Consider the following 23742-nt stretch of genomic DNA (forward strand, 5'->3'; position numbering starts at 1 on the left):
ATGCTTCCCCGCCCCTCGGACGTTTTGTTGCGCTACATGTCAGGCGTTTGGACGCTTGCCATGGTTAGCGGCGTTACCCTTACGGCTGCGCTTCTTACGACCACGCTTACCCATGATTGGTCTCCCTTCTGTTTCTTTCGCGTCATTGTTTCACGCCGATGCCGGTGTGGTTCCATTGGCAGGTCGATCGAGTAATCCGTCGACGTATTTTCGTGGTCAGAGTGCAGTTCCGACAGAAGTGAGGTTCACGATGGCAGAAGACGTGCGCGCCGAGATGGTTTCGACGGTCTACCAGGTCGTCGTGAGCGAGGGAGACGTCGTTGCGGACGGCGACACCCTGGTCATCCTCGAATCGATGAAGATGGAAATTCCCGTCCTGGCCGAGGTTCCGGGAACGGTGACGACGGTGGGCGTCAAGGTCGGCGACGTGATTCAGCAAGGCGATCTGATCGCCGTGATCTCCTAAGTAAGCCGATGTCCACTCTCAGTGACCTCCTCGCCGAACACACCGATCTGCCGGGTGCGGCGGTCGACCATCTCCAGCGCGTCGTGGGGGAGTGGCAACTGCTCGCCGACCTCTCTTTTGCAGACGTTCTCCTGTGGGTGGGCACCGAATCGGAGAAGAACCGATCCGAAGGGACGGTCATCTGCGTAGCGCACTGCCGGCCGACCACGGCATCGACGGCTTTCCCGGAGGACGCGGTCGGAACGGTCGTTTCCGAGTCCGAGCATCCTCAGGTCCTTCGCGCTCTTGTCGAGGGGCGCGTCGTGCGTGGGGAAGACGAGACGTGGCGTAAAGGAATGCCGCCGCGTAAGGAAGCGGTTCCGGTGCGTCTGGACGGGCGAGTCATCGCGGTTCTGAGCCGCGACACCAACCTCTCACACCAGAGAGCGCAGAGTCCGCTCGAGCTCGCGTATCTCGATTGCGCTGAAGACCTGTGTCAGATGATCAGCGACGGAACCTTCCCGATCCGAGAATCGCGCTCCGACACGAACTCGAGCCCACGTGCTGGCGACGGTTTCATCCGTCTCGACACCGAAGGCACCGTCGTCTACGCGAGCCCGAACGCTCTCTCGGCGTATCACCGGATGGGTCTGAGTTCGGATCTGGTGGGACAAGATCTCGCGGCATTGACCCGTTCGTTGGTCACCGACCCGTTCGAGTCTCAGGAAGCTGCGGGTTACATCCGAGATACGTTGGCGGACAAGCCTGGCCGTCGGATGGAGATCGAGGCGCGTGGGGCGACCGTTCTGCTGCGCGCTCTGGTACTCAAGCCGGGTGGTCGGCACGTCGGTGCTGCGGTCGTGGTTCGCGACGTCACCGAGGTCAAGCGTCGTGATCGCGCGCTCCTGAGCAAGGACGCGACCATCCGCGAGATTCACCATCGAGTGAAGAACAACCTGCAAACCGTCGCGGCACTTCTGCGTCTACAGGCCAGACGAACCGGCAACGACGAAGCGCGACAAGCATTGACGGAATCGGTGCGACGCGTGACGTCCATCGCCCTCGTCCACGACACCCTGTCGATGTCGGTGGACGAAGAGGTGGATCTCGACGAGGTGATCGACCGGTTGGTTCCCATGCTCTCCGATGTCGCGGGAGTGGGTGTGCCGGTGACGATTCGGCGCGAGGGAAGTTTCGGAGTGTTCTCCGCCGAGCGCGCCACCCCGCTGGTCATGGTGCTGACCGAGTTGGTGCAGAACGCGATCGAGCACGCTTTCGATCCGGGACTCACCGGCACGGTCACACTCAGCGCCGAGCGTTCTGCGCGCTGGTTGGACGTGATCATCCACGACAACGGGCGCGGCCTGCCGGAGAACTTCGACCTCGAGAAGTCCGATCGCCTCGGACTTCAGATCGTGCGGACTCTGCTGGGCGCCGAACTCGGTGGCTCGCTCGGACTGCACCCGGGAAGTGGCGGCGGCACCGACGCGGTTCTGCGTGTGCCGCTCGGTAGACGTACTGCGCGTTACTGATTCGAGCAGCGCCAGTAATTCGAGCAGCGCTGTTAATTCGAGCAGCGCTGTTAATTCGAGCAGACAAAAAGCCCGGCACCATGTGGTGCCGGGCTGTCGTCTTCGACTGTGTGGAGGGGCTGTTCTCCGCCGCGAGTCGAACGTCTCGGTTCTACCTAGACGGAAGTGCGTGCACGGGTACGTGCGTTACGACGCTTGAGTGCGCGACGCTCGTCTTCGCTCATTCCGCCCCAGACGCCTGCATCCTGACCGGACTCGAGGGCCCATGACAGGCACTCGGCGGTGACGGGGCAGCGGTTGCAGACAACCTTGGCATCAGCGATCTGAGCGAGGGCCGGTCCACTGTTTCCCACGGGGAAGAACAGTTCGGGATCCTCGTCGCGACAGATTGCGTTGTGGCGCCAGTCCATCTTTTTTCGCTCCTTAATTGGGTGTGTATTCACACCATTTGGTACCAATGAGTTTGTGTGTGCGTCATCAACGTTTCCGCACTGTTACTTGTGAATGCTTTCACGAACTCGCGGTATGTCAATAGGTTTGAACGGGTTCGTGGGCCAACTCACTAATTTGTGACACACCTGACGGCCACCTGGTCGTCACCGGCATTTTACCCGATTTTGGTTATTCGGCACCAGAGTTTTCGCAGGTCAAACGTGTTGCCTGACTCACGTCGTAATCGGCGCGAACACTTCCAGTGCATCCGGGACCGAGGTGAATTCGACCTTTTCGCGAAGTCCGATGTAGTCGCCGTCCATCTGGAGTCCGATCGGTCGCGACGATTCGATGGTGATTGTCAGGACGTCGTCGGTGCGTAGGAGGACCTTCGATTTCGGCTCTGCGCCGCGCGCGAGGAGCTGCCGCACAACCCGCAGGGACGGTAGGACTTTGGTGCTCGTCATGGCGAAGATTCCGAGTCCGCTGTCGAAGGTGGTCCCCGGATTGGTGTGTACGGGACGCTCTTCCAGATATGTCCACGGGCTCGAGTTCGACACGAACGCGTAGTGGACTCCGGAGACGGGATCCTGATCGGGAAGGTGGACCGTCAGGGCTGGTTCGGCTCGCTTCGCGCGGAAGAACGCTGCGATCGCGGTTCGGACATATCGGGCGGGCGTGGCAGCGTCACCATTCTTGCGGCTGGCGTCGACGGCTTCGCACACATCGGCGTCGAGGCCCATTCCGGCATTGAACGTGAACCAACGGTTGTCGCAATGTGCGAGCCCGATTCGGCGTCTCGTCCGCTCCGAGAGTAGGTCGACGAGTTGGTTTGTGGCGTCGATCGGGTCGGCGGCAATACCGAGTGAACGCGCGAAAACGTTTGCCGAGCCCCCTGGAACGACCGCGATCGTCGGGATCGGACCGACCGGAACCGATTTCATCGACGCGGGATGCGGTGCCCCGAGCAGTCCGTTGACCACTTCGTTGACCGTTCCGTCGCCGCCGTGGACGATCACCGAGCCGAAGCCGTCTTCGTGGGCTTCGCGCGCCAGTTCGGCAGCGTGTCCACGATGTGTGGTGTGCGCCACAGTAAGTCGCACCCGGCTCTCGAGGGCGTGTGCCAACAGGTCACGACCGGCGGCGGTGGTGGAGGTGGCATTGGGATTGACGATCAGCAGTGCGCGCACGGGGCATGAGCCTATCCGGTGTCGTGTTCTAGGCTGGCCTCGTGCCGAATACCGCCAGTCCGAACGCCCTGCCCAAGACAGTCAGATGGGCAGGTGCCCTCGTGACGCTGCAAGGGCTGGTTGCCGCCGGGTTCGCGATCGTCGCGGTGATTCGCGGCGCAACCGGGCACGATCAGAGCGTCACCAACGGGTACGGCTTCGCCGCCTGGGTCGCGATTCTCGGCGGAGCGGTGTTGGCTGCCGGTATCGCTCTGCTGAACGGTCGCCGATGGGGCCGGGCAATCGCCGTCGTCGCCCAGTTGCTGCTCCTGCCGGTCGCCTGGTCGCTGCTGACCGATTCGCATCAGGTGCTGCTCGGCGTCGTTCTGGGTGTCGTCGTTCTCGGCGCCCTCGGCTGCCTGTTCTCGGCGCCGACGTCTCGGTGGATGGCAGCGGAGTACGGCGCGTACGCAGACGAGGTATCGCCGGAAGAGGGAAATCCCGGCGCTGACGAGCCCGAAGAGCCGCAGGACAAAAAAGGCTGACCGCCGACTCTGCTTCAGACCTACTCAGCTTCGGCGGCGAGAGCTCCGAGGTGGGTGCCGGTCAGGCGATACGTGGTCCACTCGGTTTTCGCGTCGGCGCCGAGTGACTCGTAGAACTTGATCGAGGGGGTGTTCCAGTTGAGCACCGACCAGGACAGCCGCGTGTAGTCGTTGTCGGTGCACTCCTTGGCAAGTGCGGCCAGAAGAGCCTTCCCGTGCCCTGATCCGCGCTGGCTGGGCTTGACGTACAGATCTTCGAGGTAGATGCCGTGCGCGCCGTCCCAGGTCGAGAAATTGCGAAACCACAGCGCCATGCCGACGACGTCGTCGGCTGAATTCACAGCTACGTGTGCGAAGGCCGTCGCGGCCGGCCCGAACAGAGCCTCGCCGATCTGTTCCGCCTTCACGGTGCACTCGTCGAGGGCCTTCTGGTAGTCCGCCAACTCGTAGATCATGTCGGTGATCGGCTGGACATCTGCGGGCGTGGCGCGTCGAATCATGGAGAGAATCTTAAGCCTCGACCAGCGGCGGCACATTGTGATGAACGAGGTGGGTGGCGCCGTGCTCGTAGCCGAGAACCGTGTATGCACCCGGGAACAACGCGAAACGCTTTCCTTCCGTCACCGGGAGCTCGAGCCAGCGGGCGATGAGTGCGCGCGAGAAGTGTCCGTGCCCGATCAAGATCACGTCCCGCTCGGGTAGTTGTGAACGCACCATCGACAGCACCATGTCGGTGCGGGCATGGATCTGATCCGACTGCTCGCCGCCGGGGCACGGGTGTGTCCAGACGGTCCAGTCGGGCACTGTTGCGCGGATCTCGGGCGTCGTGAGGCCCTCGTAGTCGCCGTAGTCCCATTCGGAGAGCGCATCCCAGGTTCGCTCCTCCGGAAGGCCGGCGAGATCACCGGTCAACTGAGCGCGCAAGCGAGGACTCGTGAGAATCATGGGATTGCGGAGGTCGAGTGTCCGCAGGCGGTTTCCGGTCGCGGTGGCCTGCATCTCGCCGAGCGGAGTCAGCGGAACCTCGGTCCGTCCCGTGTGTTTCCCGGTGCGCGCCCACTCGGTTTCACCGTGGCGCATGAGTACGACGCGAGCGTTGAGGGGGATAGCCGAGGGGGCGGACTGGGAAGCCATGTGGACCATCATTGCAGGCTGCCTCGCGTGTGTAGCTCGCCTCCTGGCGCGAAGTGCGCAAGGATCTACGTGTGACGACGGTTCTCGCAGTGGCGAATCAAAAGGGCGGCGTGGCTAAAACCACCACGGTCGCCTCCCTCGGTGCGGCTTTGTCCGCGCTCGGACAGCGAGTCCTGGTGGTGGATCTCGACCCGCAGGGCTGCCTGACGTTCTCGCTCGGACACAATCCGGATCGCCTCGAGCGTTCGGTCAACGAGGTCCTGGCGGGTGATCTCGACGCGGTTGACGCCGTGCTGCAGACGGAAGACGGCATGGACCTCCTGCCGGCGACCATCGATCTCGCGGGCGCCGAAGCGCTGCTCCTGATGCGACCCGGTCGCGAGTTCGCGCTCAAGCGGGCGCTGTCTCCGCTCCTGGGTAGTTACGACGTCATCATCATCGACTGCCCGCCGTCGTTGGGAGTGCTCACACTCAACGGATTGACTGCGGCGCAGTCGGTTCTGGTCCCGCTGCAATGCGAGACCCTCGCGCACCGCGGCGTCGGACAGCTGCTGCGCACGGTTCGTGAAGTCCAGGCCATCACCAACCCGGATCTTGTTCTGCTCGGGGCACTTCCGACTCTGTACGACGCTCGGACCACTCACAGTCGCGACGTGCTCGCCGACGTCAGCGACCGCTACTCCCTGGCCGTTCTGGCGCCGCCGATCCCACGCACCGTCAAGTTCGCGGAGGCCTCTGCTTCGGGCGCGACGGTCCTCGCGGGACGAAAGAACAAGGGCGCGGACGCCTATCGTGAACTCGCCGACAATCTTTTGAAGCATTGGGCTGGAAACGAAGTCGTGACTTTCGCGCCCGAACTGACGCTCTGAGCGCAGCGAGAAATTCTAGCGCAGCGCGAACACGGTGTCGCCGCGCTGTTCCAGAATCGTCTCGCCCGCACTGGCGAGCACGATCGGTGTCGTCGTCTCACCTCGGTCGACGGCGAGCATGCGCTGAACCGTTCCGTCCGAAGGGCTGACGGCTGCAATGCCGCCCGGAACGGGGATGAGCATCTGACCGGCGACCATGCTTCCGGGCCCGGACGTTCCGTTGACGATCCACGTCGGAGCGAGATCGTTCAGGCGCAGGTTGACGGTCTGCGAGCCGGTCCACCACGTGATCGAAGCCTTGTCGGCGTGGGTGCGGGCGCCTTCGGTCACCGTTCCCTCGATCGGATAGTCGACGATCGGATTGCCGGATCCGTCGAAAATACTTATGCGAGAAACGGTTCCGTTGGCTGCTGGGAGATAGACCGCCGTCTTCTCGCCGGCCACGGCAAGCAGGCGGGCGCCCTCCGAGTCGAGGAGAATCGCGGATCCGTACTCTTCGGGTTCCTGGGCGTCCTTGGGTGCGGGATTCATCACCGTCAACCTGTTGGAGGCTTCACCGGGGCAGCGTTCGAGTACCGAGACTCGGTTGGCGCTCGACGCAGCATCGAGCAGCGTGCATCCGGTGCGGGGTTGCTTGTTGGGGTTGACCTTCGCGTCGACCCGGCCGTACTCGAGGGTTCGGACGAGGTCCGAGCGCCACAGTTCCATTCGCTCACTGCCGCGCGAAATCAGGTAGGTGCCGTCCGCTGAAAGGCTGACCGCGGAATCGGCGTCGCTGTTGCGTTGGTCCTTGCGGGCACCGGTGTCTGCGACCAGCGACGTGACCTGCGAGCAACCACGATTGTCTTGGTAGACACCGACGACGCGATCCCACGAACCGATCGCGCCGCACAGAGCGATGTTGCGCGCGTACCGCCACACTTCTTCGCCCGTAGCCGGATCGCGGCCGATCACTTCGGAACCGTCGGCGGTGACGACGGCATTTCCGACGGTGATGGGCGCCGTCGAGGCGGCGCTGGGGGATTCCCACGTCTGCTTCAGGATGTCGGGCAACAACACCGACGTCGACAGAGGTGGGAGTGACGTGTCAGCGGTGACCGAGGTGGTTCCGTGCGCATCACTGCGCAACCACACCACGGTCACCGCTACGACTACGGCCAGCGCGAGAGCCAGCGCACCGATCAGATCCGAGCGAGTACGCCTTTCAGGAGCCAGCACATCGGCAGCTTACTCTGCGGCGCCTGCCGTCGCGGTAGCCGCGGGGCGACGACGCCGACGTCGACGCGGCTTGGCTGCTCCGTCGTCGTCCGTGTTCTCGGCACCGGTTGCGGCGGGTGCCGAAGGGGGAGCGGTGGTCGCGGTAGCGGTGGTGCCGGTCGTGGCGTCGGCCGAAGCGCCGGCGCGGGTGCGGCGACGGGTCCGGTTGCGGCGGGGAGCGGCCTTCTCTTCGGTGCCGTCCGAGTCGGTCGACTTCGGTGCGTCTGCCTTGTCCGTTGCGGCCTTCTCGGGCGCAGGCTTCGCCTTGCGGACAGTGCCCTTGGCATCGGCCGGAATCGACAGCTCTTCGTAGAGGTGCGGCGAGCTCGAGTACGTCTCGACCGGGTCGGGGATTCCGAGGCTAAGGGCCTTGTCGATGAGCTGCCAGCGAGGGATGTCGTCCCAGTCGACCAGTGTGACCGCGATGCCGGTGCGGCCTGCACGGCCGGTACGACCGATGCGGTGGACGTAGGTCTTCTCGTCCTCGGGGCACTGGTAGTTGATGACGTGGGTGACGTCGTCGATGTCGATACCGCGGGCAGCGACGTCGGTGGCGACCAGAACGTCGACCTTTCCGTTGCGGAAGCCCTTCAGCGCCTTTTCACGGGCGATCTGTCCGAGGTCACCGTGGACGGCACCGACGGAGAAGCCGCGCTCGGCAAGATCGTCGGCAACCTTCTGGGCGGTGCGCTTGGTGCGGGTGAAGATCATCGTCGCGCCGCGGCCTTCGGCCTGCAGGACGCGCGCGACCATCTCGGCCTTGTCGAGCGCGTGTGCACGGTAGATGTGCTGGCTCGTGCGGTCGTGCACCGCGGAGGATTCGGCCTCTTCGGCGCGGATGTGAGTCGGCTGCGTCAGGAAGGTGCGCGCCAGGGTGATGATCGGGCCGGGCATCGTCGCGGAGAAGAGCATCGTCTGACGCTTGTCAGGGACCATGCCCATCAGGCGTTCGATGTCGGGCAGGAAGCCGAGGTCGAGCATTTCGTCGGCCTCGTCGAGGACGAGGACGCCGACCTTGCCCAGGATCAGATGCGACTGGTTGGCGAGGTCGAGCAGGCGGCCCGGGGTACCGACGACGACGTCGACGCCCTTCTGGAGTGCCGAGATCTGCGCCTCGTACGGCCGGCCGCCGTAGATGGGCAGAACCTGGAGACCACGATCGCCGACGCGGAGGTACTTGCTGGCGTTCTCGAGGTCGCGGGCGACCTGGATGCACAGTTCGCGGGTGGGAACGATGATCAGGGCGCGGGGAGTGCCGTCGAGGACAGCCGTGCCGTTCTCGGCGGTGACGATGCGATGCAGAAGCGGGACGCCGAAACCGAAGGTCTTGCCCATTCCGGTTCGTGCCTGACCGATGAGGTCGTCACCGGCGAGAGCCAGCGGAAGGGTGAGTTCCTGGATGGCGAAGGTGCGCTCGATGCCGATCTCGTTCAGTGCGCGGACGATTTCGTCGCGGACACCGAGTTCGGTAAAGGTCGGGGGTACGTGGGTGTCGTCGAGCTGGACGGAAACGGTGTTCTCGGTTGCTTCGTCTTCGTGGTCGACAGTGATCTTGCTCAGGGGACTAGCCTTTCCTCGTGGCGGTACGCACGCACAAGGTAAGGGGCCAGGCCGTAAGTCGGCCGATGTCGATGCCCTCTTTTTCTTCGGTCATGCCTACGCCTCAGCACTGAATTCCACTCGGACGAATTCGAACCGTCCGGAGATCTCGGCGAAGCGGGCAACAACCGTCGATGCAGGTGCGCGCACATTATCGGTGGGGTCCGCGTGATCACAGTCGTGTCGGCTGATCTAAAGCAGCCGTCCCGGCTAACCATAAGAGCCGGGGGAACTGGCGAACTCCCAAGACCATTGTAGCTGCACGTTGTCCGCCCCTCGCGATGACATGTCGAAGATCACCGAATCGGACATGCGGTCCTTGGCGGTCGCGTCGGCCGTCGAAGCACTACAGTTCGTAGTCATGGGCGCACACGATCTTGATGCTTCGACGGACGCTGGAACCGGAGGCCGAGTCGCTTCCGATCACCCTGGCGTGATCGATTTGTTTGCCGTTCTCGCGTATGGCGAGATTTCGGCGTTCTACCGTTTGGCGGAAGACGCACAAATGGCACCGGACCTGCGCGGCAAGGTGGCGTTCGCCAGCATGGCCGCCGCCGAGATGGACCACTTCGAGACTCTCGAAACAGCGTTGACGGAACGTGGCCACGAGATCTTTGCCGTCATGGACCCGTTCGTTCGCGCTCTCGACAATTATCACGCGTCGACCACGCCGTCGACGTGGCTGGAATCGCTCGTGAAGGCGTATGTCGGAGACGGAATCGCTGCCGATTTCTACCGCGAGATCGGGCATTCACTCCCGGCGGATGTGGCCGAGATCGTGGAGGACGTGCTCTCTCAAACGGGCCACTCGGAGTTCGTGGTGCTCGAGGTGAAGGCTGCAGTAGAGGCCAGTACCCGCGCCAAGGACCGGTTGATGTTGTGGGGACGCCGACTCCTCGGTGAGGCGATCACACAGGCGCAGTTCGTGTTGGCGCAGCGTGAGGACCTCACGGATCTGGTGATCTCGGCCTCCGGCGATCTCAACGGAGTTGTTGCGTTGTTCGACGGTATGCAGGCCAAGCATGCCGAGCGGATGGCGATCCTCGGACTCGTCTAGGTGCCTGTTCGCTCTGGGCACAGCGTGCAGAGGAGCGTGGGCGGTCGCTGCTGCATTAGCCTTGCGTCGACAACGGATGTAATTCACGAACAGTTCGGAGGTTGACCGTGGAGGTCAAGATCGGTGTAATCGACAGCCCGCGTGAGCTCATCGTCAACAGCGAACAGACCCCTGACGAGGTCGAGACACAGGTCGCGGCTGTCCTCGGTGGCCGTGAGCCGGTTCTGGCACTCGTCGACGACAAGGGCCGCAAGTTCCTGGTGCAGGCTGCTCGTGTGGCGTACGTGGAGATCGGCCCGTCCGATATCCGCAAGGTCGGGTTCGCGCCTACCGTCTGACGCGTAGCTGTAACAGCAGAATGGGCGGGCAGTCGTTACGACTGCCCGCCCATTCTCGTTCTGGGGTTCGGTTACTTGGTTTCGGCCTGCAGCGGCACGTGGGAGAGGCCGCCCCATGCCAGTGCCACCGTGATCTCTACGGCTTCTTCCTTGGGAATGGGTCGGGCAGCTTCGAGCCAGTACCGCGCGGTGAACTGGCTGGCACCGACAAGCCCGACGGCAAGGATGCGTGCGCGATACGGATCGAGTCCGGAATCCTGGCTGACCAGGTCGAACACGGCGTCGACGCAGGCTTCGGTGGCTTGTTCGACGCGCGTCTGCACCTGGGGCTCGCCCATGATGTCGGACTCGAACACCAGGCGGAAACCCTGCGAGTCGTTGTCGACGAAGTCGAAGAACGCCTGGACTGCGGCGCGGACACGCTGTTTGTTGTCCGTCGTCGATCGCAGAGCTTGGCGCACTCCCGAGATGAGACTGTCGACGTAGCTCTGGAGAACCGCTACGTACAGTTCGAGCTTGCCTGGGAAATGTTGGTACAAGACTGGCTTGCTGACACCGGCGCATTCGGCGATCTCGTCCATACCGGCCGAGTGGTACCCGTTCGCGACGAAGACCTCGCTTGCAGCTGCGAGGAGCTGGAGGCGGCGCGCATCGCGGGGGAGGCGGGTGCTGCGACGTGTTCCGGCAGGCTTGCCGGCCGTTGTACCGCGATCGGAGTCTGTCCGATCCGCGAGTTCTGTCATGTCGCTTCCAATCTGAGCAAAAGTAAAAGTCGGTCGGCGCGCGGATCCGCGAGTCGCGTGTGCGTACCCGCCAGTATCCTCCGTCACACCGGTCGTAGCCGAATGAACGATACCGTGTGTCGCCCGGGCGAGTCGCGTGTGCCTCGGTGAGCGAGACCGGCGGTCTTTCTCGTTACACGAGGGGTCGTCATGACACGCCAGGACCAGCAGGTTTCGGTCAGCCTGGGCGAGCGACTTGCCGTGTGTGAGATTCTGGACGACGTGACTGACCCAGGGGGACCGCGCATGCGTGGACGAACTACGCAGAACCCTGATCGTGAGGAACTTCGAATGCGTAGCGGAACTGGAGCACCCCGCGACGAACGTCGGCCGGAGGTGCCGGACGATCGTGCCTACGGCGAACGCGACTATCGAGGCATTTCCTCCCATCAGCCTTTGCGTGCCCAATGGGATCCGACCAAACGAGAAGTGGGCCGAACGCCGCGCAATCCGCGGCCGGACCGGGCAGCGCGAAAGCAGAGCAAACTCGGGCGCTTCGTCTCGACGTACGGCTGGCGGGCCTACGCGATCCCGGTCCTCGTGGTGCTCACCATCCTCGTGATCGTCGATGCAGTACGTCCGGACACCACCGAGTCCGCGAGTAAGACGTCGGCCACCGCCGACCTCGCGCACAGCACCGACGGAACCGACGTCATCGGCGCACCACCGGCCGGAGACGGAACTTTTGCGTCGTCGATTCCGTCCGGTGCACTTCCCGACGGTGGTCCGTTCACCGTCGCCGGCGGTGGTACGTGGCATGTCGTACCGGGTACGACGGGCAAGGTCGGACAGGGAACCGAACGCGAGTTCACGTACACGGTCGAGATCGAGGACGGCGTCGACACCACAGGCTTCGGCGGTGACGAATCGTACGGACGCATGGTCGATCAGACACTGGCCAATCCGAAGAGTTGGACCAACGATCCCAAGGTCGCGTTCCGGCGCGTCGACGCGGGTGAGCCGGACTTCCGGATCTCCCTGACCTCGCAGATGACTATCCGCGAAGGCTGCGGCTACGAGATCGAACTCGAAGGATCCTGCTACAACCCGAGCATGGACCGAGTCCTGCTCAACGAACCGCGGTGGGTTCGAGGCGCCATTTCGTTCCAGGGTGACATCGGTTCGTATCGCCAGTATCAGATCAATCACGAGGTCGGCCATGCCATCGGTTACGCCGCTCATCAGCCGTGCGAGACCGAGGGCGGACTCGCGCCGATCATGATGCAGCAGACCTTCGGAACCGCGAACAACGACATCGCTAGGCTGGATCCCGAGGGCGTCGTTCCGATGAACGGACTCACGTGCCGCTTCAATCCGTGGCCGTACCCCCGAGCGTGACCGGATCAAGAACCCCCTGATCTCGTCTTGAACTAGGAGTGTTTCGCGGTGTCTGCAACACCCGTCGTATTGCCACCACTGGTGGAGCCGGCAGCCGAGTTGAGCCGGGAGGAAGTTGCCCGGTACAGCAGGCACCTGATCATTCCGAACGTCGGCATGACCGGTCAGAAGCGGCTCAAGAATGCACGGGTCCTCTTCATCGGCGCCGGTGGATTGGGTTCGCCTGCACTGCTCTATCTCGCCGCTGCAGGAGTGGGCACGATCGGAATCGTCGAGTTCGACGAGGTCGACATGTCGAACCTGCAGCGTCAGGTGATTCACGGACGTTCCGACGTCGGACGCCCGAAGGCGATCAGCGCGAAAGAGTCCATTCTCGAGATCAACGAACACGTCGACGTCCGGTTGCACGAGTTCCGCCTGGACAACTCCAACGCGGTCGAGTTGTTCTCCGAGTACGACCTGATCCTCGACGGCACGGACAACTTCGCGACGCGGTACCTCGTCAACGATGCCGCCGTGATCGCCGGAAAGCCGTACGTGTGGGGCTCGATCTACCGTTTCGAAGGGCAGGTCTCGGTCTTCTGGGAAGACGCCCCGGACGGTGCGGGACTGAACTATCGCGACCTCTACCCCGAGGCGCCGCCGCCGGGCATGGTCCCCTCGTGTGCCGAGGGCGGCGTTCTCGGAGTCCTGCCGGCGACCATCGGTTCGATCATGGCGACCGAGGCGGTCAAGCTCATCACCGGAATCGGTGAACCTCTTCTCGGACGCCTGATGATCTACGACGCACTTGCGATGACGTTCCGGACGATCCGCCTTCAGCGTGATCCGACCAGAGTTCCGGTCACCGCTTTGATCGACTACGACGCGTTCTGTGGTGTCGTGTCCGAAGAGGCGAGCGCTGCCGCTGCCGGATCGACGATCACGGCGCCGGAACTGAAGGCCATGATCGGCGAGGGTCGATCGATCGAATTGGTCGACGTACGAGAACCGGTCGAATGGGACATCATGCATCTGCCGGGGGCGGTGCTGATCCCGAAGGACCGCATCCTGTCCGGTGAAGCCCTGGCGACCTTGCCGCAGAACAAGCAGATAGTCCTGTACTGCAAGACCGGAATTCGTTCGGCCGAGGCACTGGCCTTTCTCAAGAACGCGGGCTTCGCCGACGCAGTTCACGTTCAGGGCGGCGCGATCGCCTGGGCGAACCAAGTGGATGCGAGTCTGCCGGTCTACTAGGCGCGCCTCGCGGGAGGCAGCGGTGCGCACCGGTAGCGTTGTGGTGTGAGCACAGGCCAACCTCCCCAGCACGTGTGCTCCACCTTTGGCCTACGTGAAGTCGACCCCATCCCGCTCGGTGCGGATTGGGACGGCGGTTGGCTGTGTGGAGACGTCGTCCTTTCAGCAGTCGCGGATCATGCCCGCGCAGCGTGGTCGGCGAAGGTGCGAGAGAACCTCGAAGTCGACGGTGTTCGACTGGCTCGGCCGGTGCGTTCGACCGACGGTCGGTACGTCGTCTCGGGCTGGCGCGCCGACACATTCATCGTCGGATCGCCGGAACCGCGTCACGACGAAGTGGTCTCGATGTCCTGCCGACTGCATGCGGCGACGGCCTCGCTCGAGCGCCCGCGCTTCCTTGCGCAACCGCCGGTGCCGCCGTGGGCCGAGGTCGACGTATTCGTCGCGGCTGATCGCGCGGCGTGGGAGACGGTTCCGCTGAGGATCGCGAAGGGCGTCGAGCAGCTCGAGACGCCTACGCCGGACGGCCGCAAGAGTCTGGAACTGATTGCCGGGCTCGCGACTTTGCGTAAGCCGGTGCAGAGTCCCGACCAGCTCGTGCACGGCGATTTGTTCGGGACAGTGCTGTTCTCGGGCAGTATGGCGCCCGGAATCACCGACATCACGCCGTATTGGCGTCCGGCAGCGTGGGCGGCCGCCGTCGCGGTGGTCGACGCGATCTCGTGGGGCGGTGCCGACGAGGCGTTGGTCGGCCGTTGGGAAGACCTACCTGAGTGGCCGCAGATGCTTCTACGTGCGGTGATGTTCCGCTTGGCCGTTCATGTTCTTCATCCTCGCTCGACGGCGGACGCGTTTCCGGGACTGGCTCGCACGTCCGACATCGTGCGCTTGCTGCTCTAGAGGGCCGCACCTGCACCGAAGTCCGAGACCAGGCCCTCGAACAATTCGCGTGCGGCGTTCGAGGCGGCCACCGTGTCCCCGTCGACGACAGCCTCGACGAGCTTCGCGTGCTGCGAGTGAAATCCCTCACCGGTCGCATCGATGTGCTGTTGAATCGTGGTTTCGATGACCGGGAGCAGGGAGTCGTAGAACTCCAGGTAGACCTCGTTGTGGCTGGCCGCGACTATCGCCCGGTGCAGGGCGACGTCCGCAGTGGTGGCGGCGTCGATGTCCTGGCCTTCCCACGACGCGGTGCGGAGCGCGAGTAAGCGCGTCAGTTCGGCGATGTCGTCTTCGGTTCGGCGTGCGGCGGCGAGAGTGGCCGCGGTGATGTCGAGCGCGCGCCTGAGTTCGAGCACATCCCGCTGGTGGGCGCCGGCAAAGTAGTTGCCGAGAGTGCCGCCGAGGTCGGAGATGGCAACGACGTAGGTGCCCGATCCCTGACGACGTTCCAGCATTCCGGCGTGAACGAGCGCCTGGACCGCCTCGCGCACCGTGTTGCGTCCGGTGCCGGTCAGCTCCGACAGTTCCGGTTCGGTGGGGATTTTGGAGCCGATCGGCCAGGTTCCGCTCCGGATTTCGTTGCGGAGTTGTTCGGTGACCTGCGAGATGAGGCTTGCGCGTCGAACGGGTTGCACGTGGTGTTTCCTCGGGTCCGGGTTGTGACTCTGGGTCGTGGTGTGAATGTGACGTTAGAGTACCGCGCTTGTGCGAGTTCGTCCGGTCATCCTATGATTTGCCGGTGACTGCTCAACTGGAGAGAACCGAAACCCGCTCGTTGGTGCAAGGCCGTGTGCTCGTCTTCGCCGCTATTGCGATGTCTGCGCTCGTACTTCGACTTGCGGTGACCTCCTTCTCGCCGTTGGCGGCAGAGATTCGCGACGAGATCGGCTTCTCCGCCTCGATCGTCGGCGTCTTCGGCATGGTTCCGACGGCTATGTTCGCGATCTTCGGTCTCATCACCCCGGCCATCGCGAAACGGATCGGGCTCGAACGCACCGCCCTCGTCGCGATGCTGATGGCGGGCGTCGGAATGCTGTTGCGCGCCATGATGTCTCAGACGTGGTCGTTGCTGGCTCTGTCGGCTCTGGCGCTGGCCGGCATGGGAATCGGCAATGTCGTGATCCCGCCGTTGGTCAAGCGGTACTTCTCCGATCGCCTCGCCACGATGAGTTCGGTCTACATCGTGGCCGTGCAGATCGGCACCATCGTTCCGGCGTTCGTCGCCGTTCCGGTTGCCGACGCCTTCGGGTGGAGGTTCTCGATCGGCTGGTGGTCGGCCTTCGGCTTCGCCGCCGCAGTGCCGTGGTTGATCACCCTCGCTCGCTCACGCAAGGCTCGTGCGAACGAAGCCGGGTCCGTCGAGAGTGCATCGGATTCTGTTGCGGCAGTGACGGAACAGCCGCGCGGTCAGGTCTGGCGTTCGCCCGTGGCCTGGGGGATGGCCGGCATGTTCGGCATGACTTCGCTGATCACCTATTCGATGTTCACGTGGATTCCCTCGATCCTTCGTGATGCCGGCGCCAGCGACGCATTCGGCGGAACCATGGTCGGTATGTTCTCGGTGATCGGGCTCGTCGCAGCTTTCGGGGCACCGACGCTGTGCGCCCGCATGGCCAATCCGTTCCCCGTCGTGATCGCGTGTGCCGTCTGCTACCTCGTCGGAATGGGCGGACTCTACTTCGCCCCGATGGCGGCACCGATCGTGTGGGTTGTCGTCCTGGGCCTCGGCCCGAGTACGTTCCCGATGTCACTCACACTGATCAATCTGCGCACACGTTCGCACATCGGCTCCTCCGCCCTGTCCGGTTTCACCCAGGGCATCGGCTACTCCGTTGCCTGCCTCGGTCCGCTCCTGTTCGGCGTTTTCCATGACGTGTCCGGTGGATACGCTGCGCCGTTCGGCTTGCTCGTCGTCGCGGTGATCGTGGTGCTCCTGGGCGCCTACCAGGCATGTAAGCCTCGGATGCTCGAGGATTCCTGGCACGCACCCGCGAAAAACTAGCTCACACCCGGCCTTGTTACCGGGTGAGGATCAATTGACTTCGCGGTCATCGCGCGCAGCACCGGCGCAATAACAGTTTTCTACCTTTGGGTCTCCAACATATTCAGGAGGCCCTGGTGAGTCATTACATCGAGCATTGGGATGCAGAGGACGTCGACGCCTGGGAATCCGGCGGCAAGGACATCGCGAAGCGAAACCTGATCTGGTCAGTGGTGGCCGAACACGTCGGCTTCTCGATCTGGTCGATCTGGTCCGTGATGGTGTTGTTCATGCCGACGGACATCTACGGCATCGACGCGGCCGGCAAGTTCTTCCTCGTCGCAGTGCCCACACTCGTCGGGTCGGTCCTCCGAATTCCGTACACGGTTGCCACCGCACGCTTCGGCGGTCGCAACTGGACGGTCATGAGTGCGCTGTTCCTCTTCGTACCAACACTTCTCACCCTCTACCTGATGATGAATCCGGGCGCGTCGTACACCACGTTCATGTTGGTGGCGGCCACAGCCGGCATAGGTGGCGGCAACTTCGCGTCGTCGATGACCAACATCAATGCCTTCTACCCGCAGCGCCTCAAGGGGTGGGCGCTCGGGCTCAACGCAGGCGGCGGCAACATCGGTGTGCCGATGATCCAGCTGATCGGCCTGCTGGTGATCGCCACCGTGGGTAACCGAGCTCCGTGGATCGTGTGCGCTGTCTATCTCGTGTTCATCGCGGCCGCTGCCGTCGGCGCTGCACTGTTCATGGACAACCTGGGCAACCAGAAGTCGGACCTGCGCTCGATGGCCAAGGCGCTGAAGTTCTCCGAGTCCTGGGTGATCAGCTTCTTGTACATCGGTACGTTCGGTTCCTTCATCGGATTCAGCTTCGCCTTCGGTCAGGTTCTGCAGATCAACTTCCTCGCCGGCGGTGCCACTCCGGCAGCGGCGGCACTGCATGCGGCACAGATCGCCTTCATCGGACCGCTCCTCGGTTCGATCGCTCGCCCCCTCGGCGGAAAACTGGCCGACCGCATCGGTGGCGGCAAGATCACGATGTGGACGTTTGTGGCCATGGCGTTCGCGGCATCGATCCTCGTGACGGCCGGAACGATGGACGACAACACCGCGGGCGTCGCGAGTGCCGGGATCATGGTGACGTTCGTTCTCGGGTTCATCGCCCTGTTCCTGCTCTCGGGCATCGGAAACGGATCCGTCTACAAGATGATCCCGGCAATCTTCGAAGCGAAGGCTCAGAGCTTCGACCACATGGATCGCAGCGAGAAGGCAACGTGGTCGCGCAGCATTTCCGGCGCGCTCATCGGATTCGCCGGTGCGGTAGGCGGTTTGGGCGGTGTCGGCATCAACCTGGTCCTGCGCGCGTCGTACAGCAGCCCCGCGAAGTCGGCGACCATGGCCTTCTGGGTCTTCCTCGCCTTCTACATCGCCTGCATCGCGGTCACCTGGTTCGTCTTCCTGCGCAAGCCGTCGACGCTGACCACGGACGTCGACGACACGAAGGTCGCCGTCACGGCATGACGACCGCTCCGCAGAATCTCAGAACTCTCTCGTACCTCAGGAAGTAGGCGTCATGAGCAAGTCGGTTGTTGTCATCGGACACGGAATGGTCGGACACCGATTCGTCGAGGCACTGCGTTCGCGCGACGAAGCGAACAACTGGTCGGTGACCGTGCTCTGCGACGAGAAGTACGCAGCGTACGACCGAGTCGGGCTGTCCTCGTACGTCGGAGCGTGGGACCCCAAGGAATTGGCACTGGCCGGAAACGACTACGTCGGCGACAGCCTGGTCGATCTCCGGGTCGGGGAGGGCGCGCTCTCGATCGACAAGGACGCCCGCACGGTCACGACAACCACCGGCAACACGATCTCCTACGACGCTCTGGTGATGGCGACCGGCTCGTATCCGTTCGTACCTCCCGTACCGGGGCACGACGGTGACGGATGTTTTGTCTACCGCACTCTCGACGACCTCGACGGTATCCGGGCTGCCGCCGACAAGGCGGGCCCTGGCGCTGTCGGCGTCGTGGTGGGTGGCGGTCTTCTCGGACTCGAGGCGGCAAATGCGCTCTCGCTCATGGGAATGACGGCACACGTTGTCGAACACAATGCGCGACTGATGCCGATGCAGGTCGACGAGGGCGGCGGCGCGCTGCTCGCCCGGCTCGTCACCGAGCTGGGGCTCACCGTCCACACCGGTGTCGGCACAGCAGGAATCTCTCAGGCCGACAACGGAATTGTGGTCGAGCTGTCCGACGGTTCCACCATCGACGCGTCGTTGCTCGTCTTCTCGGCGGGAGTCCGGCCGCGCGATCAGCTGGCCCGCGACGCCGGCATCGCGGTGGGTGAGCGCGGCGGTATCCTGACCGACCTCGGCTGCGTGACGTCGGATGAGAACGTCTACGCAGTCGGCGAATGTGCTGCGGTGGAAGGCCGTTGCTACGGACTGGTTGCTCCCGGTTACACGACGGCCGAGATCGTTGCCGACCGCCTGCTCGGCGGTGCCGCGGATTTCCCGGGCGCCGACATGTCCACCAAACTCAAGCTCATGGGTGTCGACGTCGCCAGCTTCGGTGACGCGATGGCGACCTCGCCGGGCGCTCTCGAAGTTGTCCTCAGTGACGCATCCAAGGGGACGTACGCGAAGCTCGTCGTTTCCGACGACGCGAAGATCCTGCTCGGCGGCATTCTTGTCGGTGACGCGTCAGCCTATGCGTCGCTACGCCCGCTGGTCGGTCGCGAATTGCCCGGCGACCCGGCGGCATTGATCTCGCCTGCAGGCGAGAAGCCGGGTGCAGGATCGCTGCCCGACGACGCCGAGGTGTGCTCGTGCAACGCGGTGACCAAGGGTGCCATCTGCGGCGCTATCGCAGCCGGTGCTTGCGACATCGCTTCGGTGAAAGCGTGCACCAGCGCCGGAACCACCTGTGGTGGTTGTCTTCCCACGGTCAAGCAGCTGCTGGCCGATTCCGGCGTCGTGATGTCGAAGGCGTTGTGTGAGCACTTCGCGCAGTCACGCGCTGAGCTGTTCCAGATCGTGCAGTCGACGCAGACCCGAACCTTCTCGGCTCTGATCGCCAAGTACGGCAAGGGAGCCGGCTGCGATATCTGCAAGCCGGTTGTCGCCTCGATTCTGGCGTCGACGGATTCCGATCACATTCTGCACCGGCAACAGGCGTCGCTGCAGGACACGAACGATCACTTCCTGGCGAACATCCAGAAGAACGGTACGTACTCTGTCGTCCCGCGGATGCCCGGCGGAGAGGTCACGGGCGAGCAGCTCATCGTCATCGGCGAGGTGGCGCGCGACTTCGGCCTGTACACGAAGGTGACCGGCGGTCAGCGCATCGACTTGTTCGGCGCCCGCGTCGAACAGTTGCCGGCGATCTGGAAGCGTCTCGTCGACGCTGGGATGGAATCGGGCCAGGCATACGGCAAATCTCTTCGTACCGTCAAGAGTTGTGTCGGTTCGAGTTGGTGCCGCTACGGCGTCCAGGACTCGGTGGGCATGGCCGTCGATCTCGAGAACCGCTACCGCGGCCTGCGTTCGCCGCACAAGATCAAGTTCGGCGTCTCGGGTTGCGCCCGTGAATGTGCCGAAGCGCGCGGCAAGGACGTCGGCGTCATCGCGACGGAGAACGGTTGGAATCTGTATGTAGGCGGTAACGGCGGACAGTCGCCCAAACACGCTCAGTTGCTTGCCGGCGGCCTCGACGACGCGACCTTGGTCAAGTACATCGACCGCTACCTCATGTTCTACATCCGCACCGCCGATCGCCTTCAGCGCACCGCGCCGTGGGTCGAATCACTCGAAGGCGGGCTCGACCACCTCAAGGCCGTGATTTGTGAAGACAGCCTGGGAATCGGCGAAGAACTCGAGGCTCTGATGGCCAAGCACGTCGAGGGTTACCAGGACGAATGGGCTGGTGTGCTGGGTGATCCGGAGAAGTTGTCGAGGTTCGTCTCGTTTGTCAACGCACCGGAAGAAGCCGACCCGACGGTTGTGTTCGACGAGACCGGAGTGCGCAAGGTTCCAGTCCTGATGGGTATGCCGAGCATCCCTACGCGCCGGTAATAGTCGCGTAACCCGTGGGAAACACGGGGTCCGTAGAAACGTAGACAAGAACCCGCGCGACGTTGTCGCCGGATCGACAGGAGGACTTCGATGAGTGTCATCGATGCGCAGATCGCCAAGCTGGATTCTGATCGACTCGAATGGACGTCGGCCTGCCCGCTGAGCCATCTCATCCCTGGACGTGGGGTCGCCGTACTTCTTCGCGGCGGCGAGCAGGTGGCGCTGTTCCTGCTCGAGGACGGCACACTGAGAGCCGTCAGCAACTTCGATCCGTACGGACGCGCCGCGGTGATGTCGCGCGGACTCGTCGGCGACCGTGACGGTGAACCGATCGTGGTCTCGCCGCTGCTCAAGCAGGCGTTCTCGCTGTTCGACGGCCGAGCGCTGGACGACTCGTCAGTCGCGCTGCCGATATACGGGGTCCGCGTCTGGGCCGGTGTGGTTCAGGTACACAGCCTACAAATGCAGGGCGTTCGCTCGACTGTCCCCGATGCAGTCTCGTGAGTGACGACATGCCGTTGGCTGGATTCACGGTAGGTATCACCGCTTCGCGCCGCGCCGAGGAGTTCGCGACGTTGCTGACTCGTCGGGGAGCCGATGTCGTTCACGCTCCGGCGATTCGAATCATTCCGTTGGCCGACGACCGTGAGCTCGAAAGGGTGACACAACAGATCATCTCGGATCCTCCCGAGGTGGTCGTCGCCACCACTGGCATCGGGTTCCGTGGCTGGCTGGAAGCCGCCGACGGGTGGGGCGAAGCTGAAAATCTCGGATCCGCTTTGGGCTCGGCTCGTCTGCTTGCTCGCGGCCCCAAAGCCAAAGGCGCAATCCGTGCAGCCGACCTGCGTGAAGAATGGTCGCCGGCGTCCGAGTCGTCCGCCGAAGTGCTCGAACATCTTCTTGCAGAAGGTGTCTCGGGCAAGAGAATCGCCGTACAGCTGCACGGTGCAACCACCGAATGGGAGCCGATTCCGGATTTCTGTCAGGTGTTGCGCGAGGCGGGTGCGGAGGTCATAGCGGTGCCGGTCTACCGATGGGAACCGCCGGAGGATCCGACGCTGCTCGACCGGATGATCGACGCCATCGCTTCAGCCGGAATCGACGCCGTCAGTTTCACCAGTGCACCGGCCGTAGCCTCGATGTTGATGCGAGCCGACAAGACCGGCGACCTCGGCGACATCCTCGACGCGATGCGAGGTCCGGTGGCGGCAATGTGCGTCGGCCCGGTGACGTCAGCGCCGCTCGAGGCGTTGAACGTGCCGACCACGGCTCCGGCGCGAGCGCGTCTCGGGGCGCTCGCGCGTCATATCGTCGACGAACTCCCGCAGCGAGCCAACAAGATTCAAGCCGGTGAACATGAGATCAGTATCCGTGGAGGATGCGTCGTCGTAGACGGTGAAGTGAAGCAGTTGCCGCCGGCGGCAATGTCGTTGATCCGCACGCTCGGGGCCAGTCCCGGCCGAGTCGTCTCCCGCGACGAGCTCCTCGCCTCACTTCCCGGTGGCGGCGGCGACACCCACGCCGTCGAGACCGCCGTCGCCCGATTGCGCGCGTGCCTAGGCGCACCCAAAGCCGTTCAGACCGTGGTCAAACGAGGCTACCGACTTGCCCTCGACCCCGGCGACTACGTACAGAATTCAGGTGACTATGCAACGCGATGACGACGTACTCGTACTGGTAGCTCACGGCACGCGTAGTGCACGCGGCGTGGAAATGGTTGCCGCACTTGCCGAAGCCGTCGGCAAACGCGTCGGGCGTACTCGCGTTGCCTTCGTCGACGTGCTCGGTCCGTCTCCTTCGGAAGTTCTCCGGGACACTCCGGGCCGAGCGATTCTCGTTCCCGCTTTCCTGGCGTCGGGCTATCACGTCCACACCGACGTTCGACGCGAAGTTGCGATCAGTGAGCACGCGGCCGTGACCGTGACGCCTGCTCTCGGACCCGATCCGGCCCTGGCGCGGGTACTGCTCGGACGATTGGCCGAGGCGGGGTGGAACCCGGGTGAGGCGATAGTGCTTGCTGCTGCCGGGTCCTCCGATGCCCGCGCCCTACGAGACGTCGAGCGTGCTGCGCTGATGCTCGCCGAAGTGGCGGGAAATCGCGTGGATATCGGGTACATCGCGACCGGAGAGCCGAAGGTAGCCGATGTTGTTGCAGTAGCACGCGTTCGCGGCGCGAAGCGAGTTTTTGTCGCCTCGTACCTCCTCGCGCACGGACTTTTTCACGAAAGGTTGCACGCTGCGGGATCCGACGGTGTCACCGAACCGCTCGGTGTCGACCAAGGAGTGGTGGACCTTGTCGTGAATCGGTATGAGAGTGCGCGAGGGGAACTAGTATCGCTGCATGACGTCTCACTCCGTAACACCGACGTATGCCGACCTGGTCGCAGCGGTTCGTGAATCCGACGTCAAGGCACAGGCTCTCATCGGTGAGCTGACCGAAGAGCAGGCACGTGAGCCGTCGGGGCTACCCGGCTGGAGCCGGGGCCACGTCGTCACCCACCTCTCGCGCAACGCCGATGCGCTGGGCAGATTTGTTGCCGGAGTGCACAGCGGTCAGTCGGGCGAGATGTACCCCGGGGGACCGGACGCGCGCAACGCTGCAATCGACGAAGGTGCCGATCGCCCGGCGGAGTTGTTGGCACTCGACTATCGCTTCTCGGGGACGAGACTGGTCGACGCATTGGCTGACGTCCCGACAGATCGACTGGACACGCCGGTTCCGTGGCGCAAACCTGTCTCTGCATTCGATCTTCCGATCCTGCGCTGGAACGAAATCGAGATTCACTTGCTCGACCTCGACATCGGTTACACCTGCCACGATTGGCCGGCCGCGTTCGTGGAATTCACACTCGCCAGTCAGTTGGGCGCACTAGAGACGGCTGTTCCGGGTGTACGAGTGCCGTCACTGTCCGACGCGGAGACCTTGGCGTGGTTGGTCGGGAGGCCGACGAGAGTGGGGCTGCCTACCCTGCCTGCCTGGCCTTTCTGAGATACAGC

At 63.7% G+C, this 23742-nt stretch carries 25 protein-coding genes; 16 read left to right on the plus strand and 9 right to left on the minus strand.

Features of this window, described 5'->3' with window-relative positions; all coding sequences use genetic code 11:
• Positions 1-39 precede the first annotated feature (39 nt).
• The gene (locus ACFQ6H_RS18105) at positions 40-114 is read right to left on the minus strand and encodes a 50S ribosomal protein bL37 (protein WP_022597109.1); all 75 of its coding nucleotides are present in this window, start codon (positions 112-114) and stop codon (positions 40-42) included.
• A gap of 136 nt (positions 115-250) precedes the next feature.
• On the opposite strand from ACFQ6H_RS18105, the gene ACFQ6H_RS18110 reads away from it, so the two are divergent.
• Both ACFQ6H_RS18110 and ACFQ6H_RS18115 read left to right on the plus strand, forming a co-directional pair.
• A complete protein-coding gene (locus ACFQ6H_RS18110) occupies positions 251-466 on the plus strand; it encodes a biotin/lipoyl-binding carrier protein (RefSeq protein ID WP_007731208.1) in 216 nt (71 codons plus the stop codon).
• Between the two features lie 8 nt (positions 467-474).
• Positions 475-1977: a sensor histidine kinase gene (locus tag ACFQ6H_RS18115; protein ID WP_230812615.1), complete on the plus strand. Its 1503-nt coding sequence runs from the start codon at positions 475-477 to the stop codon at positions 1975-1977.
• Between the two features lie 155 nt (positions 1978-2132).
• Here the strand turns inward: ACFQ6H_RS18115 and ACFQ6H_RS18120 are convergent, their stop codons facing one another.
• Together ACFQ6H_RS18120 and ACFQ6H_RS18125 are read right to left on the minus strand one after the other, a co-directional pair.
• Complete coding sequence (locus ACFQ6H_RS18120) at positions 2133-2387, minus strand: WhiB family transcriptional regulator (RefSeq protein WP_003940950.1); 255 nt, start codon at positions 2385-2387, stop codon at positions 2133-2135.
• 255 nt (positions 2388-2642) lie between these two features.
• Positions 2643-3599 carry a diacylglycerol/lipid kinase family protein gene (locus ACFQ6H_RS18125; protein WP_378647678.1) on the minus strand — a complete coding sequence of 319 codons (957 nt, stop codon included), beginning with the start codon at positions 3597-3599 and terminating at the stop codon, positions 2643-2645.
• Between the two features lie 41 nt (positions 3600-3640).
• Between ACFQ6H_RS18125 and ACFQ6H_RS18130 the strand changes: the two genes are divergently transcribed.
• Positions 3641-4123, plus strand: coding sequence for a hypothetical protein (locus ACFQ6H_RS18130; RefSeq protein ID WP_378449212.1), 483 nt, complete (start codon positions 3641-3643; stop codon positions 4121-4123).
• 20 nt (positions 4124-4143) lie between these two features.
• On the opposite strand, the gene ACFQ6H_RS18135 is transcribed toward ACFQ6H_RS18130, so the two are convergent.
• Positions 4144-4623 (minus strand): GNAT family N-acetyltransferase, encoded by a 480-nt coding sequence (locus tag ACFQ6H_RS18135; RefSeq protein WP_003940724.1) that lies wholly within the window; start codon positions 4621-4623, stop codon positions 4144-4146.
• Positions 4624-4633: 10 nt separating this feature from the next.
• Positions 4634-5257, minus strand: coding sequence for an acid phosphatase (locus ACFQ6H_RS18140; RefSeq protein WP_230812622.1), 624 nt, complete (start codon positions 5255-5257; stop codon positions 4634-4636).
• A gap of 71 nt (positions 5258-5328) precedes the next feature.
• On the opposite strand from ACFQ6H_RS18140, the gene ACFQ6H_RS18145 reads away from it, so the two are divergent.
• On the plus strand, positions 5329-6126 hold the full coding sequence (locus ACFQ6H_RS18145) for a ParA family protein (protein ID WP_378534032.1): 798 nt from the start codon (positions 5329-5331) through the stop codon (positions 6124-6126).
• Positions 6127-6141: 15 nt separating this feature from the next.
• On the opposite strand, the gene ACFQ6H_RS18150 is transcribed toward ACFQ6H_RS18145, so the two are convergent.
• Positions 6142-7344, minus strand: a complete 1203-nt coding sequence (locus ACFQ6H_RS18150; protein ID WP_378449210.1) for a hypothetical protein — start codon at positions 7342-7344, stop codon at positions 6142-6144.
• 9 nt (positions 7345-7353) lie between these two features.
• Positions 7354-8943, minus strand: coding sequence for a DEAD/DEAH box helicase (locus ACFQ6H_RS18155; RefSeq protein ID WP_378647783.1), 1590 nt, complete (start codon positions 8941-8943; stop codon positions 7354-7356).
• A 400-nt stretch (positions 8944-9343) separates the two neighbouring features.
• Here ACFQ6H_RS18155 and ACFQ6H_RS18160 point away from each other — a divergent pair, with 400 nt between their 5' ends.
• Together ACFQ6H_RS18160 and ACFQ6H_RS18165 are read left to right on the plus strand one after the other, a co-directional pair.
• Complete coding sequence (locus ACFQ6H_RS18160) at positions 9344-10039, plus strand: ferritin-like fold-containing protein (protein ID WP_029255047.1); 696 nt, start codon at positions 9344-9346, stop codon at positions 10037-10039.
• Positions 10040-10146: 107 nt separating this feature from the next.
• Complete coding sequence (locus tag ACFQ6H_RS18165; RefSeq protein ID WP_230812632.1) at positions 10147-10377, plus strand: DUF3107 domain-containing protein; 231 nt, start codon at positions 10147-10149, stop codon at positions 10375-10377.
• A gap of 71 nt (positions 10378-10448) precedes the next feature.
• Here the strand turns inward: ACFQ6H_RS18165 and ACFQ6H_RS18170 are convergent, their stop codons facing one another.
• Positions 10449-11120: a TetR/AcrR family transcriptional regulator gene (locus ACFQ6H_RS18170; RefSeq protein ID WP_230812633.1), complete on the minus strand. Its 672-nt coding sequence runs from the start codon at positions 11118-11120 to the stop codon at positions 10449-10451.
• A gap of 330 nt (positions 11121-11450) precedes the next feature.
• Between ACFQ6H_RS18170 and ACFQ6H_RS18175 the strand changes: the two genes are divergently transcribed.
• Genes ACFQ6H_RS18175 through ACFQ6H_RS18185 form a run of 3 tightly spaced genes read left to right on the plus strand, consistent with a single transcriptional unit; the run spans position 11451 to position 14633 of the window.
• The gene (locus tag ACFQ6H_RS18175; protein WP_374227984.1) at positions 11451-12497 is read left to right on the plus strand and encodes a DUF3152 domain-containing protein; all 1047 of its coding nucleotides are present in this window, start codon (positions 11451-11453) and stop codon (positions 12495-12497) included.
• Between the two features lie 48 nt (positions 12498-12545).
• Positions 12546-13733, plus strand: coding sequence for an adenylyltransferase/sulfurtransferase MoeZ (gene moeZ / locus ACFQ6H_RS18180; RefSeq protein WP_378647680.1), 1188 nt, complete (start codon positions 12546-12548; stop codon positions 13731-13733).
• Between the two features lie 45 nt (positions 13734-13778).
• On the plus strand, positions 13779-14633 hold the full coding sequence (locus ACFQ6H_RS18185; RefSeq protein ID WP_007731227.1) for a TIGR02569 family protein: 855 nt from the start codon (positions 13779-13781) through the stop codon (positions 14631-14633).
• On the opposite strand, the gene ACFQ6H_RS18190 is transcribed toward ACFQ6H_RS18185, so the two are convergent.
• Positions 14630-15310 (minus strand): FadR/GntR family transcriptional regulator, encoded by a 681-nt coding sequence (locus ACFQ6H_RS18190; RefSeq protein WP_378647682.1) that lies wholly within the window; start codon positions 15308-15310, stop codon positions 14630-14632. The two genes, ACFQ6H_RS18185 and ACFQ6H_RS18190, sit on opposite strands and share 4 nt — an antisense overlap.
• 104 nt (positions 15311-15414) lie before the next feature.
• Between ACFQ6H_RS18190 and ACFQ6H_RS18195 the strand changes: the two genes are divergently transcribed.
• The 7 genes from ACFQ6H_RS18195 (at position 15415) to ACFQ6H_RS18225 (ending at position 23734) form a co-directional block, all read left to right on the plus strand.
• On the plus strand, positions 15415-16677 hold the full coding sequence (locus ACFQ6H_RS18195) for a CynX/NimT family MFS transporter (RefSeq protein ID WP_378647684.1): 1263 nt from the start codon (positions 15415-15417) through the stop codon (positions 16675-16677).
• A 113-nt stretch (positions 16678-16790) separates the two neighbouring features.
• Positions 16791-18191 carry a nitrate/nitrite transporter gene (locus ACFQ6H_RS18200; protein WP_317553415.1) on the plus strand — a complete coding sequence of 467 codons (1401 nt, stop codon included), beginning with the start codon at positions 16791-16793 and terminating at the stop codon, positions 18189-18191.
• 52 nt (positions 18192-18243) lie between these two features.
• Complete coding sequence (gene nirB, locus ACFQ6H_RS18205; protein ID WP_378647686.1) at positions 18244-20745, plus strand: nitrite reductase large subunit NirB; 2502 nt, start codon at positions 18244-18246, stop codon at positions 20743-20745.
• 90 nt (positions 20746-20835) lie between these two features.
• Positions 20836-21249: a nitrite reductase small subunit NirD gene (gene nirD, locus ACFQ6H_RS18210; protein ID WP_378647713.1), complete on the plus strand. Its 414-nt coding sequence runs from the start codon at positions 20836-20838 to the stop codon at positions 21247-21249.
• Entirely contained in the window at positions 21246-22406 is a 1161-nt protein-coding gene (locus tag ACFQ6H_RS18215; RefSeq protein ID WP_378544857.1) for a uroporphyrinogen-III synthase, read from the plus strand. The genes nirD and ACFQ6H_RS18215 overlap by 4 nt, the downstream gene beginning before the upstream one ends.
• Positions 22393-23142, plus strand: coding sequence for a sirohydrochlorin chelatase (locus tag ACFQ6H_RS18220; RefSeq protein ID WP_378647785.1), 750 nt, complete (start codon positions 22393-22395; stop codon positions 23140-23142). Before ACFQ6H_RS18215 ends, ACFQ6H_RS18220 begins: the two co-directional genes overlap by 14 nt.
• Positions 23087-23734, plus strand: coding sequence for a maleylpyruvate isomerase family mycothiol-dependent enzyme (locus tag ACFQ6H_RS18225; protein ID WP_378647715.1), 648 nt, complete (start codon positions 23087-23089; stop codon positions 23732-23734). Before ACFQ6H_RS18220 ends, ACFQ6H_RS18225 begins: the two co-directional genes overlap by 56 nt.
• Positions 23735-23742 lie beyond the last annotated feature (8 nt).

It is taken from the genome of Rhodococcus sp. NPDC056506 (assembly GCF_042794945.1).
Classification (GTDB): Bacteria; Actinomycetota; Actinomycetes; order Mycobacteriales; family Mycobacteriaceae; genus Rhodococcus_F.

Coding starts and splice junctions, on each gene's coding strand:
- ACFQ6H_RS18110 (WP_007731208.1), top strand. CDS start 251: ATGGCAGAAGACGTGCGCGCCGAGATGGTTTCGACGGTCTACCAGGTC.
- ACFQ6H_RS18115 (WP_230812615.1), top strand. CDS start 475: ATGTCCACTCTCAGTGACCTCCTCGCCGAACACACCGATCTGCCGGGT.
- ACFQ6H_RS18120 (WP_003940950.1), bottom strand. CDS start 2,387: ATGGACTGGCGCCACAACGCAATCTGTCGCGACGAGGATCCCGAACTG.
- ACFQ6H_RS18135 (WP_003940724.1), bottom strand. CDS start 4,623: ATGATTCGACGCGCCACGCCCGCAGATGTCCAGCCGATCACCGACATG.
- ACFQ6H_RS18140 (WP_230812622.1), bottom strand. CDS start 5,257: ATGGCTTCCCAGTCCGCCCCCTCGGCTATCCCCCTCAACGCTCGCGTC.
- ACFQ6H_RS18160 (WP_029255047.1), top strand. CDS start 9,344: ATGGGCGCACACGATCTTGATGCTTCGACGGACGCTGGAACCGGAGGC.
- ACFQ6H_RS18170 (WP_230812633.1), bottom strand. CDS start 11,120: ATGACAGAACTCGCGGATCGGACAGACTCCGATCGCGGTACAACGGCC.
- ACFQ6H_RS18175 (WP_374227984.1), top strand. CDS start 11,451: ATGCGTAGCGGAACTGGAGCACCCCGCGACGAACGTCGGCCGGAGGTG.
- nirB (WP_378647686.1), top strand. CDS start 18,244: ATGAGCAAGTCGGTTGTTGTCATCGGACACGGAATGGTCGGACACCGA.
- nirD (WP_378647713.1), top strand. CDS start 20,836: ATGAGTGTCATCGATGCGCAGATCGCCAAGCTGGATTCTGATCGACTC.
- ACFQ6H_RS18220 (WP_378647785.1), top strand. CDS start 22,393: ATGCAACGCGATGACGACGTACTCGTACTGGTAGCTCACGGCACGCGT.
- ACFQ6H_RS18225 (WP_378647715.1), top strand. CDS start 23,087: ATGACGTCTCACTCCGTAACACCGACGTATGCCGACCTGGTCGCAGCG.